General features: G+C 67.9%; 13 protein-coding genes. All 13 read right to left on the reverse strand.

Annotated elements, in window-relative coordinates:
* Window positions 1–63: 63 nt before the first annotated feature.
* The 13 genes from DMO17_RS04250 to DMO17_RS04310 all read right to left on the reverse strand — a co-directional run bounded on the left by DMO17_RS04250 (window position 64) and on the right by DMO17_RS04310 (window position 18,172).
* On the reverse strand, window positions 64–2,829 hold the full coding sequence (locus tag DMO17_RS04250; RefSeq protein ID WP_110681065.1) for a hybrid sensor histidine kinase/response regulator: 2,766 nt from the start codon (window positions 2,827–2,829) through the stop codon (window positions 64–66).
* A gap of 142 nt (window positions 2,830–2,971) precedes the next feature.
* Entirely contained in the window at window positions 2,972–4,261 is a 1,290-nt protein-coding gene (purD, locus tag DMO17_RS04255) for a phosphoribosylamine--glycine ligase (RefSeq protein ID WP_110681066.1), read from the reverse strand.
* A gap of 220 nt (window positions 4,262–4,481) precedes the next feature.
* Window positions 4,482–6,089, reverse strand: coding sequence for a bifunctional phosphoribosylaminoimidazolecarboxamide formyltransferase/IMP cyclohydrolase (purH, locus tag DMO17_RS04260; protein ID WP_110681067.1), 1,608 nt, complete (start codon window positions 6,087–6,089; stop codon window positions 4,482–4,484).
* A gap of 83 nt (window positions 6,090–6,172) precedes the next feature.
* On the reverse strand, window positions 6,173–6,508 hold the full coding sequence (gene fis, locus DMO17_RS04265; protein WP_110681068.1) for a DNA-binding transcriptional regulator Fis: 336 nt from the start codon (window positions 6,506–6,508) through the stop codon (window positions 6,173–6,175).
* Window positions 6,505–7,503, reverse strand: coding sequence for a tRNA dihydrouridine synthase DusB (dusB, locus tag DMO17_RS04270; protein ID WP_110681069.1), 999 nt, complete (start codon window positions 7,501–7,503; stop codon window positions 6,505–6,507). The genes fis and dusB overlap by 4 nt, the downstream gene beginning before the upstream one ends.
* Window positions 7,504–7,715: 212 nt before the next feature.
* A complete protein-coding gene (locus tag DMO17_RS04275; RefSeq protein ID WP_110681070.1) occupies window positions 7,716–9,092 on the reverse strand; it encodes a DUF3426 domain-containing protein in 1,377 nt (458 codons plus the stop codon).
* A gap of 61 nt (window positions 9,093–9,153) precedes the next feature.
* The gene (gene prmA, locus DMO17_RS04280; protein WP_110681071.1) at window positions 9,154–10,035 is read right to left on the reverse strand and encodes a 50S ribosomal protein L11 methyltransferase; all 882 of its coding nucleotides are present in this window, start codon (window positions 10,033–10,035) and stop codon (window positions 9,154–9,156) included.
* Window positions 10,036–10,157: 122 nt separating this feature from the next.
* Window positions 10,158–11,513 (reverse strand): acetyl-CoA carboxylase biotin carboxylase subunit, encoded by a 1,356-nt coding sequence (gene accC, locus DMO17_RS04285; protein ID WP_110681072.1) that lies wholly within the window; start codon window positions 11,511–11,513, stop codon window positions 10,158–10,160.
* A 17-nt stretch (window positions 11,514–11,530) separates the two neighbouring features.
* A complete protein-coding gene (accB, locus tag DMO17_RS04290) occupies window positions 11,531–11,992 on the reverse strand; it encodes an acetyl-CoA carboxylase biotin carboxyl carrier protein (RefSeq protein ID WP_110681073.1) in 462 nt (153 codons plus the stop codon).
* 25 nt (window positions 11,993–12,017) lie between these two features.
* On the reverse strand, window positions 12,018–12,461 hold the full coding sequence (gene aroQ / locus DMO17_RS04295; protein WP_110681074.1) for a type II 3-dehydroquinate dehydratase: 444 nt from the start codon (window positions 12,459–12,461) through the stop codon (window positions 12,018–12,020).
* Between the two features lie 122 nt (window positions 12,462–12,583).
* A complete protein-coding gene (gene dsbD / locus DMO17_RS04300; protein WP_110681075.1) occupies window positions 12,584–14,383 on the reverse strand; it encodes a protein-disulfide reductase DsbD in 1,800 nt (599 codons plus the stop codon).
* 107 nt (window positions 14,384–14,490) lie between these two features.
* Window positions 14,491–16,455, reverse strand: a complete 1,965-nt coding sequence (locus DMO17_RS04305; RefSeq protein ID WP_110681076.1) for a methyl-accepting chemotaxis protein — start codon at window positions 16,453–16,455, stop codon at window positions 14,491–14,493.
* A gap of 79 nt (window positions 16,456–16,534) precedes the next feature.
* Window positions 16,535–18,172, reverse strand: a complete 1,638-nt coding sequence (locus DMO17_RS04310) for a response regulator (protein ID WP_110681077.1) — start codon at window positions 18,170–18,172, stop codon at window positions 16,535–16,537.
* Window positions 18,173–18,190: the final 18 nt, after the last annotated feature.

An 18,190-nucleotide genomic window follows, 5' to 3' on the forward strand; every position in this document is an offset into this window, starting at 1 on the left:
ACGGCTCGCCAGTGGAAGTGCAGCACAGCATAGAGGGCGACGGCCGGAGGCCGCTACCCGGGTTCAGGAGGGCAGGGCGTCACGCTGGCGGCGTTCGCGCTCGCCGACCCAGTGGGCGATCAGCTCGCGCAGCTGCGACATTTCCACCGGCTTGGACATGTGCCCGTCCATGCCGACCTGGCGCGCGCGCTCCTTGTGTTCGGCGAGGATGTGCGCGGTCAGTGCCACCACCGGAGTGCGGCCGCGCTGCTCGCGCTGCTCCCATTCGCGCAGGCGCTCGGTGGCGGAGAAGCCATCGAGCACCGGCATCTCGCAGTCCATCAGCACCAGGTCGTACTGGCGTTCCTGCATGGCGCGCAGGGCCTCCTCGCCGTTGCTGGCGGTGTCCGGCTGCAGGTTGAGCTTGCTCAGCATGCCGCGGATGACCTTGGTGGAGATGCTGTTGTCCTCGGCCACCAGGATGCGGAAATCCTCCGGCACCTGCAGCGGGCCACTCTCGGCCGGCTGCAGCCGGGGAATACCGGCCTGGCGCTGGGCCAGTTCGTCGGCCAGGGTGGTCTTCAGCGTATAGCCGGCCACCGGCTTGGCCAGGATGCGCTTGATCCCGGCGTTGCGCGCGATGATCTTGCTCGGCGCGTTGCTGATGCCGGTGAGCATGATCAGCAGGATGTCGTGGTTGAGGTTGGGGTCTTCCTTGATCTTGGCGGCCAGCTGCATGCCGGTCATGCCGGGCATTTCCTGGTCCAGCAGCACGGCGTCGAAGAACTCGCGCAGGTGCGCCTTGGTGCGCAGCAGGGCCAGGGCCTCCTTGCCGGAAGCCACCGCGCTGACCTGCAGGCCCCAGGCCGTGCACTGCTGCACCAGCACCTTGCGACAGGTCTCGTTGTCGTCCACCACCAGCAGGCGCGCGCCCTGCAGCGGGCCGTCGAGGTCGGCGGTGGGCTGCTCCAGGCGCTGCGGGTCGAGCGGCAGGGTCAGCCACAGGGTACTGCCGGCGCTGCCGCCGCTCTGCACGCCGAACTCGCCGTCCATCAGGCGCACCAGCTGGCGGGCGATGATCAGGCCGAGGCGGCCGCCGAGCTTGCTGCTGGAGAGGAAGTCGCTGCTGTGCAGCTGGCTGTTGAGCAGGGCGTCGCGCTCCTCGGCCTCCAGCGGGCGGCCGCTGTCCTGCACGGCGATGCGCAGGCGCGGGGTCTTGCCTTCGGTATCCAGGGCCACCACCAGCAGGACTTCGCCCTCGTCGGTCTGGCGGAAGGCGTTGTCCAGCAGGCTCAGCAGGGTCTGGCGCAGGCGTGTGGGGTCGCCGCTGATCACCCTGGGTACCTGCGGCTGGGTGAAGCTGATCAGCTCGACCTTCTGCTGCTCAGCCTTGGCGCGGAAGATGTCCAGGCAGTCGTCGATCAGCGCATTGAGGTCGAACTGCACGTCGTCCAGCTCGATCTGCCCGGATTCCAGCTTGGAGATGTCGAGGATCTCGTTGATCAGGGTGAGCAGCTCGTTGCCGGAGCTGTGGATGGTCTGCACATAGTCGCGCTGCTTGGCCGACAGCGGGGTGCCGAGCAGCAGCTCGGTCATGCCCAGCACGCCGTTCATGGGGGTGCGGATCTCGTGGCTTATCTTCGCCAGGAACTCGGCCTTGGCCTTCAGCTCGGCGCTGCTGGCGGCCTCGCGGGTGCTCTGGAACAGGGTCTCGCGCTGGATCTGCCGCTGCCGCTCGGACAGCGCGATGCTCAGCACCAGGCCGGCGACCATGGCCACGCTGAACAGGCTGAGCACCAGCCAGCCGGGGTTGAGCTGGTCGAAGCCGAACAGCACCGGGCCGAGCACGGCGAAGCCCAGGTCGAAGATCGCCACGCCGGCGAACACCAGGCGTGCCGGACGGTAGCCGCCACGCCAGTGCACCAGGGCGATGGCCGGTACGGTCAGGGCCACCAGCACCACCAGGCCGTAGACCAGCCAGCTGTGCCAGAACAGACCGGTGAAACCGATCATGGCCGCGGCGACGGCGATCAGGGCGAATTCACCGTGCAGGACATGGCGCAGCGGGCTGCGCACGGCCTGGCTGTTACTGAAGAAGAAACGGGTGTAGCCGAGGATGCACAGGGCGGCGGCCAGGGCCGCCAGGTCGGCGATCAGCGACTGGTTGTAGCTCTGCTCCGGCAGCAGCACGGCCAGCAGGCCGATGTTGGCGGTGGCGCAGACGGCCAGGGCGACGTGCATGCCGGCCAGCCACAGGTTGCTGGCGGTGGGCGAATAGGCCATGCGCAGCAGGTTGAACAGCGCCAGCAGCAGCAGGCCGCCGAGCAGCGCGCCGAACAGATAGGCAGGTTTTTCCTGGGCCACCAGCTCGGGTTCGTCGATGACCTTGAACCACATCATCAGGGCATGGTTGGAGGTCATGCGCAGGTAGGCGGTGCGCGGCTGGTCGTCGTTGGGCAGGCTGAACAGGTAGGCCCGTGAGGGCAGTGGCCGCGAGCTCAGGGTCAGGGCCTCGCCGGTGCGCAGCTGCTGTTCCAGCTCACCGTCCTTGACCAGGTAGAAGTCCAGATGCTGCACGCGCGGGGCGAACAGCCACAGCCAGTGCGGGCTGGACAGGGCGCGGGTATCGACTTTCAGCCAGATGGCCTGGGGCGAGGCGGGGAGGGTGAAGGCCAGGCGGTCCAGCGGCTGGAAGCGCGAGCGCTGGGCCTGGACCTCGGTGAACGTCAGCTCGGCCGACTTGTCCAGCAGGATCGACCAGCTGTCTCCGGTGGTATTGGGCGCAGCCGAGGCCGACAGCCCCAGGAGCAGGCTGACGAGAAGTCCTGTGGCGATCCAGAGCCGGCGCACGGCAGAGTCCCTTCGGTGAGTGATCTCCGGATTATAGCTAGGGCTTATGGACAAAAGGCAGCCATCTAGGCTGCCTTAATGAGGGTTTTACCGCATCTTTACCTTGCGGCCGGTCGCAATAGTGCGGACCGGCTGCCGGCTGTCACTTCTCGCCCTGCTCGCGGGCGATGGCGCGGTAACCGATGTCCTTGCGGTAGAAACTGCCGTTCCAGCGGATCTGCTCGGCCAGGCGGTAGGCCTGCTGCTGGGCGGACGACACGCTCGGGCCGATGGCGGTGGCGCACAGCACGCGGCCGCCGGCGGTGACGACCTGGCCGTCCTTCAGCGCGGTACCGGCGTGGAACACCTTGCCGTCGATCTTGGCGGCGGCGTCCAGGCCCTCGATCACGTCACCCTTGGCGTAGTCGCCCGGATAGCCACCGGCGGCGATCACCACGCCCACGGTCGGACGCGGGTCCCAGGTCGCCTCGACCTTGTCCAGCGCCTTGGCCAGGGCGGCCTCGACCAGCAGCACGAGGGAAGATTCCAGGCGCAGCATGACCGGCTGGGTCTCCGGGTCGCCGAAGCGGCAGTTGAACTCGATGACCTTGGGCGCGCCGCTCTTGTCGATCATCAGGCCGGCGTAGAGGAAGCCGGTGTAGACGTTGCCTTCGCTGGCCATGCCGCGCACGGTCGGGTAGATCACTTCGTCCATCACGCGCTGGTGCACGTCCGGAGTGACCACCGGAGCCGGCGAGTAGGCGCCCATGCCGCCGGTGTTCGGGCCGATGTCGCCGTCGCCGACGCGCTTGTGGTCCTGGCTGGTGGCCATCGGCAGCACGTGCTCGCCGTCGACCATGACGATGAAGGAGGCTTCTTCGCCGTCGAGGAATTCCTCGATCACCACGCGGGCGCCGGCGTCGCCGAAGGCGTTGCCGCTGAGCATGTCGCGCACGGCTTCCTCGGCTTCGGCCAGGGTCATGGCGACGATCACGCCTTTACCGGCAGCCAGGCCGTCGGCCTTGACCACGATCGGTGCGCCTTTCTCACGCAGGTAGGCCAGGGCCGGCTCGACTTCGGTGAAGTTCTGGTAGTCGGCGGTGGGAATCTGGTGGCGGGCCAGGAAGTCCTTGGTGAAGGCCTTGGAGCCTTCCAGCTGGGCAGCGGCGGCGGTGGGGCCGAAGATGTCCAGGCCGCGCGAACGGAACAGGTCGACCACGCCCTTCACCAGCGGCGCTTCCGGGCCGACTATGGTCAGCTGCACGTTCTTCTCGGCGAAATCGGCCAACTGCTCGATGGCCAGCACGTCGATGGCCACGTTCTCGCACTTGGCCTCGGTGGCGGTGCCAGCGTTGCCTGGGGCGACGAAGACCTTCTCGACGCGCTTGTCCTGCGCCACTTTCCAGGCCAGGGCGTGCTCGCGGCCGCCGCTGCCGATGATCAGTACGTTCATGTCTCTCTCCTTGTGGAGGCGGGCCGGTTGCCCGTTCGGTGGACAGCTTCGGCTGTCCACCCTACGAAAATCTTGCTTCTAGCGCTCTATCGGGCCGTGATGGAGCGTCTGGCTGCTAGGCGGAGGTCGGTTCGACGAGCGCAGTTGCCTAGTGGCAATGAGCATCGGCGAATCGGCCTCCAACAACGCAGACGGGCGCTTCAGCGCGGCCGTGCCAGGGTTAGTGGCGGAAGTGGCGCATGCCGGTGAACACCATGGCGATCCCGGCTTCGTCGGCGGCATCGATCACTTCCTGGTCGCGCATCGAACCACCCGGCTGGATCACCGCGGTGATGCCGGCCTTGGCGGCGTTGTCGATGCCGTCGCGGAAGGGGAAAAAGGCGTCCGAGGCCATCACTGCGCCTTTGACTTCCAGGCCGGCATGCTCGGCCTTGATGGCGGCGATACGCGCGGAGTTGACGCGGCTCATCTGGCCGGCGCCGACGCCGACGGTCTGGCGGTTCTTGGCATAGACGATGGCGTTGGATTTGACGAACTTGGCCACTTTCCAGGCGAAGATCAGGTCGTGTACTTCCTGCTCGCTCGGCGCGCGCTTGGTCACGACTTTCAGGTCGCTGGCGGCGATCATGCCGATGTCACGGCTCTGTACCAGCAGGCCGCCGTTGACGCGCTTGAAGTCCCAGCCGGCGGCACGTTCGGCCGACCACTCGCCGCACTCCAGCAAGCGCACGTTGGCCTTGGCGGCGACCACAGCGCGGGCCTCGGCGGAGACTTTCGGGGCGATGATCACTTCGACGAACTGGCGCTCGACGATGGCCTTGGCGGTCTCGCCATCCAGCTCGCGGTTGAAGGCGATGATGCCGCCGAAGGCGGATTCGCTGTCGGTGGCGTAGGCCAAGTCATAGGCCTTGCGGATGCCGCCTTCGTCTTCCGGGACCACGGAAACGCCGCAGGGGTTGGCGTGCTTGACGATGACGCAGGCCGGCTTGACGAAGCTCTTCACGCATTCCAGCGCGGCGTCGGTGTCGGCCACGTTGTTGAACGACAGTTCCTTGCCCTGCAGCTGCTTGGCGGTGGACACGCTGGCTTCGCCCGGGGTGGCCTCGACATAGAAGGCCGCGCTCTGGTGCGGGTTCTCGCCGTAGCGCATCTCCTGGGCCTTGATGAACTGGCTGTTGAAGGTGCGCGGGAAAGCGCCGCGGCCTTCGGTGGAGAGAGTGTCGCGGCTCTGATCGATGGTGCCCAGGTAGTTGGCAATCATGCCGTCGTAGGCAGCGGTGTGCTCGAAGGCCTTCAGTGCCAGATCGAAGCGCTGGGCGTAGCTCAGGCCGCCGGCTTTCAGGCTTTCCACGATGCCGGCGTAATCGCTGGCATTGACCACGATGGCCACATCTTTGTGGTTCTTCGCGGCCGAGCGGACCATGGTCGGGCCGCCGATATCGATGTTCTCGATGGCATCGGCCAGGTCACAGCCCGGCTTGGCCACGGTGGCGGCGAAGGGGTAGAGGTTGACCGCGACCAGGTCGATCGGCTGGATGCCGTGCTCTTCCATCACCGCGCCGTCGAGGGCGCGACGGCCGAGGATGCCGCCGTGGATCTTCGGGTGCAGGGTCTTGACGCGACCGTCCATCATCTCCGGGAAGCCGGTGTAGTCGGCCACTTCCACGGCCGCGACGCCGTTGTCCTTGAGCAGCTTGTAGGTGCCGCCGGTGGAGAGGATTTCGACGCCCAGGGCGACGAGCTCGCGGGCGAACTCGAGGATGCCGGTCTTGTCGGAGACGCTGATCAGGGCACGGCGAACGGGGAGGCGGGTGGTCTGGTCGGTCATTGCAAAGTCCATCGGAGCTTGGGGTTCAGTAAAAAAGGGCGACCCTTTCAGCTTGCGGGCCGCCCTTTTCCAGGATTCGCTGCTTACAGCAGATCGTATTGCTTGAGCTTCTTGCGCAGGGTGCCGCGGTTCAGACCGAGCAGCTCGGAGGCCTTGGTCTGGTTGCCCTTGACATGGTTCATCACGGTCTCCAGCAGCGGTGCCTCGACCTCGGTCAGTACCAGGTTGTAGACGTCGGTCACTTCGGCCCCCTCGAGGTGGGCGAAGTAGTTGCGCAGGGCCTTCTCGACGCTGTCGCGCAGGGTCTGGCCCTGCTCGAACGGCGTGTTCAGGTGCTGCTTCAGGTTGGCGTTGTCGCTCACGGGTACTGCCCCATCAAAAACTGATTGCTCAAAAAAAGGCTCGGTCATCCTCGTCATGCGGCCACCCCTTCTCCTTTGTTGTTCTGCTCGGCGAAGAACTGCCGAACGGCGGTGCACTGCGCGTCCGTACTTTCCAGACGATTGAACCCGGCGCGGAACTCGCGAGCGCCGGGCAGGGTTGCCAGGTACCAGCCGACATGCTTGCGGGCGATGCGCACGCCCATCACTTCGCCATAGAAGGCGTGCAGCGCGGCCAGGTGCTCCAGCAGGATGCGTTCTACTTCGTAGAGGGTCGGCGCCGGCAGCTCCTTGCCGGTTGCCAGGAAGTGGGCGATTTCGCGGAAGATCCACGGTCGTCCCTGCGCCGCACGGCCGATCAGCAGAGCATCGGCGCCGGTGGCGTCGAGCACGGTGCGGGCCTTGTGCGGCGAATCGATGTCGCCATTGGCGAACACCGGAATGGATACCGCCTGCTTGATGGCGGCAATGGTGTCGTACTCGGCCTCGCCGGTGTACAGGTCGGCGCGGGTGCGGCCGTGCACGGCCAGGGCGGCGATGCCGGCCTGTTCGGCGATCTTGGCCACGGTGACGCCGTTCTTGTTGGCGCGGTCCCAGCCGGTGCGGATCTTCAGGGTGACCGGCACCTCGACGGCGCTGACCACTGCATTGAGGATCGCCGTCACCAGTTCCTCATCTTTCATCAGCGCCGAGCCGGCGGCCTTGTTGCAGACCTTCTTGGCCGGGCAACCCATGTTGATGTCGATGATCTGCGCGCCCAGCTCGACGTTGCGGCGGGCGGCTTCGGCCAGCATCTCGGGATCGCCGCCGGCAATCTGTACCGAGCGCGGCTCGGGATCACCGGCATGGATCATGCGCAGGCTGGACTTGCGGCTGTTCCACAGGCGCACGTCGCTGGTGACCATCTCGGAGACCACCATCCCGGCGCCGAGGCGCCGGCACAGCTGCCGGAACGGCTGATCGGTGACGCCCGCCATGGGGGCGAGGATCAGCTGGTTGGGCAGTGTGTAAGGGCCGATGCGTACCACCGACATGGTCATCCCTGTTGTCTCGAAGGTCGTTTCGGGCAATGGCGTAGCCTGCCAGGGAGCGAAACGGCGATCGGGGGAGTGCGAAAAAGGGAGGGCATGATACCCGCTCTCGATGACCGGATAAAGGCTGTTTTGAACAAATTATGAGCAGCCATCGGGTTATCGCCTTTGGCTAGGAGAAGTGCCGCAAGCGCCGGGAATCCGGCGCTTGCGGCCTATTCGGGAGAGTGGAAGCTGAGGCTGTAATTGACCGCCTTGGCGCCCGGATCCTTGATCTCCAGGGAGATGTGGATCGGCGTCTGCGGCGGCATCTCGTCCTGGCCGGCCAGCTCGCCGCTGAGGTACTCGCTGGGGCGGAAGCGGCTGCTGGCGATCAGCTGGCCGTTGAGGTCGGCGAAGCGCAGCTCCAGCAGCGGGAAGGGCTGGGCGAACTGGGCGCGGTTGTAGAGGATGGCATCGACCATCAGTGCGTCCATGTACTGCGGGTGGCTGCGCACCACCAGGTTGGTGCTGCGGATCTGCGTGATGTCGACCTTGGACGGCAGGCTGCAGCCGATCTCCGGGCAGAGCGTCTCGAACCAGGGGCGGTACTGGTCCTGGCGGGCCAGTTCCTCGAAGTGGTAGACCACGTACTGGGTGGCCAGGGCGCCGGCGGCGATGAGGTTCAGCAGGCTCCAGCCGATCCAGCGGCCCCAGGGCTTTCTGGGCTGTCGCCAGTCCAGTTGCAGCGGATCGTCGCTGAGTGCCAGCAGGCTGTCATCGCGCAGCGCCGGCTCGCTGCGAGCCGGTTTGGATGGCGCCGAGACCACCGGTTCGGCGGCGATGCCATAGTCGCCGTCGGCGATTTCCTCGGGCTCGTCCTCGTCGGCGGCGGACAGGTTGCCCAGCTCCGGCTCCTCACGCTCCGGCGGCGCTTCCTCGAGCGGTTTGCTGCGGGCCGCCGGCTGTGGCTCGGTCGCGCGCGGCGTCTCGGGCTCGGCCCGCGGGCGCACGGGACTCGCAGGCGCCGGTGTGCGCGGCGGCTCGTCCTTGATCAGCGATTCGGCCCAGCTCTCGTCGTGGCGCTTGTCCTCGTCCTCGCCGCGCAGCAGGCTTTCGGCCGGCTTGGGCGCGCTGTCCACGGCCAGGAACTCGCGGGACAGCTGCATCTCCTGCTCTTCCAGCTTGGCCAGCTCCTCGTCCAGGTCGAGGTTGTCCAGATCCAGGTCGTCGTGAATCCACAGGGTGTCGATGGACTTCTTCTCGGGCGCCGCTGGCTGGCTGGGCTTGACCGGCACCGCTGGCGTGGCGACGGCCGGCGCGGGTGCGGCGGGCGGTGGTGCTACAGGCGCCGGGGCGGGCGCAGGGTGTGGCGTCGCGGCGGTGGGTGCGGGGGCGGCCGGTTTCGTCGCTGCCGGTGCGGGAGTCGCTGCGGGCGATGACGTAGCTGGTTTGCTGGCCCGATTCTGGTCCACCAGCAGCTGCTGGGCGGCATTGAACACGCGCATGCAGGCCCCGCAGCGCACCGCACCATGGGCCGCGCCCAACTGGGCGCGACTGATGCGGAAACTGGTACGGCAATGGGGGCACTGGGTGACGAAACTGTCGGTCATGCGGCGGTCCGTGCGAAACAGGGCGCTAGTTTACCCAAGCCGGGGCCTGGGTAGACAAGCTCTAGGCGCGTTTGACGCCGCTGATGCGGACCCAGCCGTCCTTGATCGCGGTCGGATCCAGGTCGAAGGCGCCCGCGTAGGCGGCGCGCACTTCCTCGGCCTGCTCGGCGAGGATGCCGGACAGCGCCAGGCGGCCGCCGGCCTTGACCAGGGCGGTGATCTGCGGGGCCAGGGATACCAGCGGGCCGGCGAGGATATTGGCCACCACCACCTCGGCCGGCTGCTGCGGCAGGTCGGCGGGCAGGTAGACCGGGAAGCGCGCCGGGTCGATGCCGTTGCGCGAGGCATTGTCGCGCGAGGCCTCCAGGGCCTGCGGGTCGATGTCGGTGCCGAGTGCCTGGGACGCGCCGAGCAGCAGGGCGGCGATGGCCAGGATGCCGGAGCCGCAGCCGAAGTCGAGCACGGTGCAGCCGGTGAGGTCCTGGCCGTCCAGCCATTCCAGGCACAGCGCGGTGGTCGGGTGGGTGCCGGTGCCGAAGGCCAGGCCCGGGTCGAGCAGCAGGTTGACCGCCTCCGGCTGCGGTGCGGCGTGCCAGCTCGGCACTATCCACAGACGCTGGCCGAAACGCATCGGCTGGAAGTTGTCCATCCAGCTGCGCTCCCAGTCCTGGTCCTCGATGTGCTCGATCTGGTGTTCGGGCAGCGGGGCGCCGGTAAGCAGTTCGAGGTGCGCGATCAGATTGGCCGGGTCGGTGTCGGCCTCGAACAGGGCCAGCAGATGGGTGTTGGACCACAGCGGGGTGGTGCCCAGGTCCGGCTCGAAGATCGGCTGGTCCTCTGCGTCCATGAAGGTTACCGACACGGCGCCGACGCCGAGCAGGGCGTCCTCGTAGGTCTCCGCCTGCTGCGGGGTGATGGCGAGACGGACTTGTAACCAGGGCATGGCGAACCTCATGGGCGGTGTTGCGTGGGCGCGCAGCTTACTTGAGGGGGCGGCGCCCCGCCAGTTCAGGCGCTGAAACGACAAGGGCCGCCCGAGGGCGGCCCTTGCTCACGGCAGGATAATCAGTGCTTATCCATGCCCAGCTTCTTCTCGAGGTAGTGAATGTTCACGCCCCCCTTGAGGAAGCCCTTGTCGCGGGTCAGGTCGCGGTGCAGCGGGATGTTGGTCTTGATGCCGTCGACCACGATCTCGTCCAGGGCGTTGCGCATGCGCGCCATGGCTTCGTCGCGGGTGCGACCGTAGCTGATCAGCTTGCCGATCAGCGAGTCGTAGTTCGGCGGTACCGAGTAGCCGCTGTACAGGTGCGAGTCGACGCGGATGCCGTTGCCGCCCGGGGCGTGGAAGTGCTTGACCTTGCCGGGGCAGGGCATGAAGTTGTCCGGGTCTTCGGCGTTGATCCGGCATTCCAGGGCGTGGCCGAGGATCTTCACGTCTTCCTGCTTGATCGACAGCTTGTTGCCGGCGGCGATGCTGAGCATTTCCTTGACGATGTCGATGCCGGTGACCATCTCGGTGACCGGGTGTTCGACCTGCACGCGGGTGTTCATCTCGATGAAGTAGAAACGACCGTCTTCATAGAGGAACTCGAAGGTGCCGGCGCCGCGGTAGCCGATCTCGATGCAGGCATCGACGCAGCGCTTGAGCACTTCGGCGCGGGCCTTCTCGTCGATCAGCGGGGCTGGGGCCTCTTCCAGCACCTTCTGGTGACGGCGCTGCAGCGAGCAGTCGCGGTCGTACAGGTGGATGGCGTTGCCCTGGCCGTCGGACAGTACCTGGACTTCCACGTGGCGCGGGTTGCCGAGGAACTTCTCCAGGTAGACCATCGGGTTGCCGAAGGCGGCGCCGGCCTCGGTGCGGGTCAGCTTGGCCGACTTGATCAGGTCTTCTTCCTTGTGCACCACGCGCATGCCGCGACCACCCCCGCCGCCAGCGGCCTTGATGATCACCGGGTAGCCCACTTCGCGGGCGATGCGCAGGGCTTCTTCCTCGTCTTCCGGCAGCGGGCCGTCGGAGCCCGGTACCACCGGCACGCCGGACTTGATCATGGCTTCCTTGGCCGAGACCTTGTCGCCCATCAGGCGGATCACGTCGGCGGTCGGGCCGATGAAGGCGAAGCCGGACTTCTCCACGCGCTCGGCGAAATCGGCGTTCTCGGCGAGGAAGCCGTAGCCCGGGTGGATGGCGGTGGCGCCGGTGACTTCGGCGGCACTGATGATCGCCGGGATGTTCAGGTAGGACTGCGCGCCCGGCGCCGGGCCGATGCATACCGACTCGTCGGCCAGGCCCAGGTGCATCAGTTCGCGGTCGGCGGTGGAGTGCACGGCCACCGTCTTGATGCCCAGCTCCTTGCAAGCGCGCAGGATGCGCAGGGCGATTTCGCCACGGTTGGCGATCAGGACTTTCTCCAGCTTCTGCATCGCAGGTTCCCCGCGCATCAAACGATGGTGAACAGGGGCTGGTCGTACTCAACCGGCTGGCCGTTCTCGACGAGGATCGACTCGATCACGCCGCTGGCCTCGGCCTCGATGTGGTTCATCATCTTCATGGCTTCGACGATGCAGAGGATGTCGCCCTTCTTCACGGTCTGGCCGACTTCGGCGAAGTTGGCGGAGGTCGGCGAGGCGGCGCGGTAGAAGGTGCCGACCATCGGCGAGCGCACCACGTGGCCGTTCAGCTTGGCAGCAGCCGGCGCGGCTTCGGCGACGGGGGCGGCGGCGACCGGTGCGGCCGGTGCGGCGACCGGGGCCGGCGCGGCGGCATACACCGGCTGGGCGGCCATGGCCTTGTTGCTGTGCCGGCTGATGCGCACGGACTCTTCGCCTTCGCGGATTTCCAGCTCGTCGATACCGGACTCTTCCAGCAGCTCGATCAGTTTCTTGACTTTACGGATATCCATAGCTTTTCAACTCCCAAGGGTGAGGTCAGGGGCGTTCTAATTGTTCCAGGGCGGCCTCCAGGGCCAGTCGATAACCGCTGGCGCCAAGGCCGCAGATCACTCCCACCGCTACGTCGGAAAAGTAGGAGTGATGGCGGAAGGGTTCGCGCTTGTGCACGTTGGACAGGTGCACTTCGATGAATGGGATGCTCACCGCCAGCAACGCGTCACGTAATGCGACGCTGGTATGGGTGAAAGCCGCCGGATTGATGAGGATGAAGTCGACTCCTTCACCTTTCGCCGCATGAATGCGCTCGATCAGCTCGTACTCGGCGTTGCTCTGCAGGTACAGCAGGTGATGGCCGCCGGCGCGGGCGCGCTGCTCCAGGTCCTGGTTGATCTGCGCCAGGGTGGTGGAGCCGTACTTGTCGGGCTCGCGGGTGCCCAGCAGGTTGAGGTTGGGGCCGTGCAGCACCAGGAGGGTGGCCATGGGCGCTTCCTTGTTGTTCTGACCGTGGATTGGCCGGGACTATGCCGAAAGCGCCGCAGGCTGTCCAGTTGCCGGGAGTAGTCGGCACGATGGCCGAAATTTGCGGCAGAAATATGACGTCGTCAGTTCTGGCGAGCGGCGGCGCGGGTCAGGCGTTCGGCGAAGTCGGCGGCACTGATTTCACCTACGACACGCAGATCGGCCCATTCGTCACCCTTTTCGCCGAAGAACAGGATCGCCGGCGGGCCGAACAGCTGGTAACGGTCGAGCAGGGCGCGCTGGTCCTCGCGGCTCTCGGTGATGTCGAAACGGATCAGCCGGTAGCCGCCCAGCTGCGCGGTGACCGCCGGGGCGGTGAGCACTTCGCGCTCGATCACCTTGCAGCTGATGCACCAGTCGGCGTACCAGTCCAGCAGCAGCGGCTGGCCGGCGGCCTTGGCCGCGGCCAGGGCGGCGTCCAGCTCGGCCGGGGTGGTGACGGTCTGCCACTCGCCGTGCGCGGGCGCACCCGCCGTGGCGACGACGGCGGCCTCGGCGCGACCCAGCGGGCGCAGCGGGTCGCCCTCGCCCTGCAGGGCACCGACCCAGGCGACCACCGCGTAGACCAGCAGCGGCAGGCCGAGTAGCTGGGCGAGTTTCTGGTGATGGGTCTTGGGCGTCAGCTCCAGCACGCCCAGCCATAGGGCGATGCCGGCAGCCAGCAGGCCCCACAGGGCCAGGGCGACCGGTGCGGGCACCACGCGTTCCAGCAGCCACACGGCCACCGCCATCAGTAGGGCGCCGAAGGCGTTGCGCACGGTGACCATCCAGGGGCCGGACTTCGGCAGCAGGGCGCCGCCGCCGACGGCGAACAGCACCAGTGGCGCGCCCATGCCCAGGCCCAGGGCGAGCAGCTTGAGGCCGCCGCCGAGGGCGTCGCCGCTGCTGCTGATATACAGCAGGGCGCCGGCCAGCGGCGCCGAGACGCAGGGCGATACCAGCAGGCTGGAGAGCACGCCGAGGGCGGCGGCGCTGAAGATGGTGCCGCCGTGCAGGCGCTGACTCAGGCGCTGCAGCGGGGCGTCGATGGCGGCCGGCAGGCGCAGTTCGAGGAAGCCCAGGCTGGCGGCGCCGAACAGGGCGAAGAAGATGGCGAAGGGCACCAGCACCCAGGGCGACTGCAGGCGCGCCTGCAGGTTGAGCTCGGCGCCGAACAGGCCCATCAGCGCGCCGAGAATGGCGAAGCTCAGTGCCATCGGCAGCACATAGGCCAGCGCCAGCACCAGGCTGCGCGCGCCGCCGGGCTGGCCACGCAGGACCACGCCGGTGAGGATCGGCAGCATCGGCAGCACGCAGGGGGTGAAGGTCAGGGCCAGGCCGCCGAGGAAGAACAGCGCCAGTTCCTTCCAGGTCCAGCCGCTCGGCGCGTTGGCCGGCGCCGGGGTGGCGCCGGGGGCGGCGGGTTGTGCCGCACCCTGGCCATCGACCTCGATGCGCTCGCTCTCCGGCGGGTAGCACAGGCCCTTGTCGGCGCAGCCCTGGTAGCCGACATGGATGGTGAAGGGCAGGCCGATGGGGTTGTCGATCGGCAGCGTGATGTCGGTGATGCCGTAGTACACCTCGACGTCGCCGAAGTACTCGTCATGCTTGGGCTCGCCGGCCGGCAGCACGGCCTCGCCCCTGGCCAGGTCGCTGGGCTCGATGCGGAAGCTGAAACGGTGCTTGTAGAGGTAGTAGCCCTCGGCATTGACGAAACGCAGCTTGACCGACTGCTCGCCGCTTTCCACCAGGCTCAGGCGGAAGGCCTCGCGCACCGGCAGGAAATCGCCGCTGTTGTTCAGCGGGGCGTCGTCGATGATGCCGCGTGGCGCCGGGTCCTCGAACAGGCCGGCCAGCGCGGGCAGGGTGAACAGCAGCAGGAACAGGGGCAACAGACGGCGCATGACGGACTCGCACGAAAGAGGTGCCGGCATCATACCCAAGTCGTCCGCCCGGCCACAGGCGACCCGTGGGCGCAGGGTGTCAGCGGATATTGCCGGCCGACGTGCGGCTAGACGCGGAAGGCCTGCACCGCCGTGTGCAGCTGGCCACCCAGCTGCAGCAGCTGCTCGCCCTGGGCGCGGCCCTCGCCGATGCGGCTGAGGTTGTCGCCGCCGAGGCTGTGGATGCGCTCGCTGCGGTCGCGGATCTCGCTGGCCGCGCCGCCCTGCTGGGCGGTGGCCTCGGCGATGCGCTCGGCCATGCTGGCGATGGTGCGGATGGCGCCGACCACCTCGTCCAGCGCGCCATCGGCCTGCTCGGCCTGGCCGGCGGTGGCCTCGGCGTGCTCGACCTGGGCGCGCATGGCCGCCACCGACTGCTGGGCGGCCTGCTGCAGGCGGGCGATCAGCTGCTGGATTTCCTCGGTGGCGCCGCTGGTGCGCTGGGCCAGCGAGCGCACTTCCTCGGCCACCACGGCGAAGCCGCGGCCCATCTCGCCGGCGCGCGCCGCCTCGATGGCGGCGTTGAGGGCGAGCAGGTTGGTCTGCTCGGCCACGCCACGGATCACCGTCAGTACCGAGCCGATGGTGGCGGTCTCGGCGGCCAGCTGTTCGATGGACTGGGCGTTGCCCTGTACCTCGCCGACCAGCGCATGCAGGCCGGTGAGGCTCTGCTCGATCACCCGCTGGCCCTGTTCCACGGCACGGCTGGCGGCGCGACTGGCCTCGGCGGCCTGGCTGGCGTCGGCGGCGACGCTGGCGATGGTGTGCTCCAGCTCGCCCAGGGCGTCGCGGATCTGTGCGGTATCGGCCAGCTGGCGCTCGGCGCCGCCGTGCAGGCCCTGGCTCAGCTCGGCCAGGGTGCGGCTGCTGCCGGCCACCTCGCCGGCGTGCTGGTGGATGGTGCCGACCAGCTCGACCAGGTAGCGGCGCAGGCGGTTGAGCGAGTCCTCGATATCGCGCATCTCGCGGGTACGCGCCTGCAGCTGGATGTCGGCGGCGAAATCGCCGGCCGCCCAGGTCGACAGGGCCGGGGCCAGGCGCGTCAGGACATGGCTCATGCGCCGCTGGATCTGGTCCAGGAGCAGGGCGATGAGCAGGATCAGGCCGATCGCCAGGCCCTGGATCAGGCGCACCTCGCCCTGAATGCGTCCGTGCTCGGCGCGCACCGCCGGCTCCAGCGCGGCCAATGCCTGCTGCAGCTGCGCCACCTTGGCCGCACTGGCGGTAGCCAGCGCGCTGCGCTGCTCGATCAGGGCGCGGGTGCGAGCCAGCTCGGCCGGGTAGCGCTTGATCAGGCTGGCCAGGTCGCGCTTGAGGGCGATGCCCTGGTCTTCGGCCTGCTGCTGTTCGGCGCCGCTGTCGAGGCCGAGCAGGTCGGCGAAGCTGCTGGCGGCCGAGTCGGCGCTGGCGGTCACGCCCAGCAGCGGCAGGGCATCCAGGGCGCTGGCCAGCTGGGCCAGGGCCTGCAGCTCGCGCTCGACATCCGCCGCCAGCTCGCTGCGCCCGCTGCTTACCAGCTTGCCACGCGCATGGGCCAGGCGCGCCAGGTGCTGGGCGGCGCGAAACAGCGGCGGCTGGTAGGTCGCAGCCGTCGGGCTGGCGCTGTCCGCGGCGTATTTCTGCAGCTGATCGAGGGCCCCGCCGATCTCGCGCTCGGCCTGTAGCAGCAGGCCCTGCGGGTCGCCGGCCAGCTTGCCGGCGGCCAGCAGGTCGCCGGCGATGAAGGTGCTCAGCTCGGCCAGGCTGGGGCGCAGGTCGTCGGCCAATGCGCCGGGCAGGACCTCCAGCTGGGCCTCCAGTTCGGCGATGGCCTGGCTGGCCTGGCTGTGGCGCAGGGCATCGCCGCTGCCCAGGTAGGCCTGCACGTTGCCGGCGACCTGGTGCTGGAACTGCTGGGACAGGTTGAGGTAGCGCTGCATCAGCAGGTAGGGCTGCTCCAGCGCCCGCTCCGACCACCACAGAGTGGCGCCGAGGGCGACGCAGGCGGTGACGAGGAGGGCGGTGGAGAGATTGGTGAGCTGCTTGAGACGCATGGGGCACCGGAAAACGACCTAGGCGATGCCCCGCAGGTTATTGCGGTTTGGTTACGGCTTTATGACGGCGTGACGCGGATCACGCTTCGTCGCGGTGGAGCGCCACCCGGTGGATCTCCACCCGGTTGCGCCCGCCGCGCTTGGCCACGTAGAGCGCCTCGTCGGCCTGCTTGGACAGGGTGTTGCAGTCCATGCCCTCGGCCAGTTCGGCGATGCCGCAGCTGAAGGTGCAGGACAGGTCCCGGGGCTGTGCCGGGTAGTGGATCTCGGCGAAGCGCCGGCGGATCTCGTCGAGCACCTTGGCCGCGGTGACGGCGTCGGTGTCCGGCAGCACCACGGCGAACTCCTCGCCGCCGTAGCGGCCGATGTAGTCGGTCTTGCGCAGGCGCTGCTTGAGGAACAGCGCCAGGCTCTTGATCACCCGGTCGCCCATGGGGTGGCCGTAGGTGTCGTTGACCTTCTTGAAATGGTCGATGTCGAGCATGGCGAAGGTCAGCGGCTGGCCGTCGCGGCGGGCGCGGAAGCGCGCATCCTCCAGCAGCTGCAGGGTGTGGGTGTGGTTGTACAGCCCGGTGAGGCTGTCACGCACCATGCGTGCCTTGAGATTGCGTGCGCGGGCCGCGCGGTTGCGCACGGTGGCGATCAGGTGGCGCGGCTTGATCGGCTTGGTCAGGAAGTCGTCGCCGCCCTCGCTCATGGCATCGAGCTGCTTGTCCAGGTCGTCCTCGGCGGACAGGTAGATGATCGGCACGCTGACATAGCGGTCGTTGTGGCGGATCACCTTGGCCAGTTCGGTGCCGTTGCACTCGGGCATGTACATGTCGAGGATGATCAGGTCGGGCTGGAACTCGGCCAGCTCGGCCATGGCCTGGATCGGCTCGGTGAGGGTGCGGGTGACGATGCCGGCGCTGTTCAGCACGCGCTCGGTGTGGGTGGCCTGGGCCCGCGAGTCGTCGACGATCAGCACCTTGTAGGGGTCGTAGTGGACCACGTTGGTGAGGATCTCGATGCGCTCGATCAGGCTGGAGGCGTCCAGGGTACCGGTGAAGAACTCCTGGCCGCCGGCGCGTACTGCGGCCAGGCGGGTCGGGGTGTCGACGTCCTGATGGCTGAAGAACAGCAGTGGCAGTTTCTGCTCCAGGCCCTGCTGGGCCTCGTCGGCCAGGGTCAGGCCGAGACCGGGGCCGGCGAAGTCCACTTCCATCAGGATGGCGGCCGGATGGCGCTCGGCCATGGCCGCGCGGAAGGCCGGGGCGCTGTCCAGGGCCTGGGCACTGAGGCCGAAGAATTCCAGCTGCTGGGCCAGGCGCTCGGCGCGCTCGCGGTCCTGCAGGGCCAGGTACACCGGCTTGCGCAGCGGCGGCAGAAAGGTCTGCTCGTATTGGTCGCCATGGCGCAGGCCGGTACGCGACAGGCGCTGCATCAGCTGGTTGATCTCGGTGATCAGCGGGCTGGTGAGGCGGCCGCGATTCGCTTCCACGGCATCCAGACAGTGGCCGATGGCGCTGGCCAGCTGGATATGCACGTCCTGCTCGAAGCGCTCGGCGTAGCGCAGCAGGCCCAGGTTGGCCTCGACCATCTCGGCCATCACGCCGGCATCCCACTCCTGCTGCTGCAGGCGCTGCCATACTTCCAGCACCTGGCGGGCCTGATGGATCACGCGCTTGGCGAAGTGCTGCTTGAGGCGGTCGCGACTGGGGTCTTCGTGCTCGGTCATAAGGGCATCTGGCTGGTG

Origin of the sequence: Aquipseudomonas alcaligenes, assembly GCF_003205495.1 — a bacterium.
Taxonomy (GTDB): Bacteria; Pseudomonadota; Gammaproteobacteria; order Pseudomonadales; family Pseudomonadaceae; genus Aquipseudomonas; species Aquipseudomonas alcaligenes_B.

Excerpts from the sequence above, each read along its gene's own strand:
- purD (WP_110681066.1), bottom strand. The coding sequence starts at position 4,261 with ATGAACGTACTGATCATCGGCAGCGGCGGCCGCGAGCACGCCCTGGCC.
- purH (WP_110681067.1), bottom strand. The coding sequence starts at position 6,089 with ATGACCGACCAGACCACCCGCCTCCCCGTTCGCCGTGCCCTGATCAGC.
- fis (WP_110681068.1), bottom strand. The coding sequence starts at position 6,508 with ATGACGAGGATGACCGAGCCTTTTTTTGAGCAATCAGTTTTTGATGGG.
- dusB (WP_110681069.1), bottom strand. The coding sequence starts at position 7,503 with ATGTCGGTGGTACGCATCGGCCCTTACACACTGCCCAACCAGCTGATC.
- DMO17_RS04275 (WP_110681070.1), bottom strand. The coding sequence starts at position 9,092 with ATGACCGACAGTTTCGTCACCCAGTGCCCCCATTGCCGTACCAGTTTC.
- prmA (WP_110681071.1), bottom strand. The coding sequence starts at position 10,035 with ATGCCCTGGTTACAAGTCCGTCTCGCCATCACCCCGCAGCAGGCGGAG.
- accC (WP_110681072.1), bottom strand. The coding sequence starts at position 11,513 with ATGCAGAAGCTGGAGAAAGTCCTGATCGCCAACCGTGGCGAAATCGCC.
- accB (WP_110681073.1), bottom strand. The coding sequence starts at position 11,992 with ATGGATATCCGTAAAGTCAAGAAACTGATCGAGCTGCTGGAAGAGTCC.
- aroQ (WP_110681074.1), bottom strand. The coding sequence starts at position 12,461 with ATGGCCACCCTCCTGGTGCTGCACGGCCCCAACCTCAACCTGCTGGGC.
- dsbD (WP_110681075.1), bottom strand. The coding sequence starts at position 14,383 with ATGCGCCGTCTGTTGCCCCTGTTCCTGCTGCTGTTCACCCTGCCCGCG.
- DMO17_RS04305 (WP_110681076.1), bottom strand. The coding sequence starts at position 16,455 with ATGCGTCTCAAGCAGCTCACCAATCTCTCCACCGCCCTCCTCGTCACC.
- DMO17_RS04310 (WP_110681077.1), bottom strand. The coding sequence starts at position 18,172 with ATGACCGAGCACGAAGACCCCAGTCGCGACCGCCTCAAGCAGCACTTC.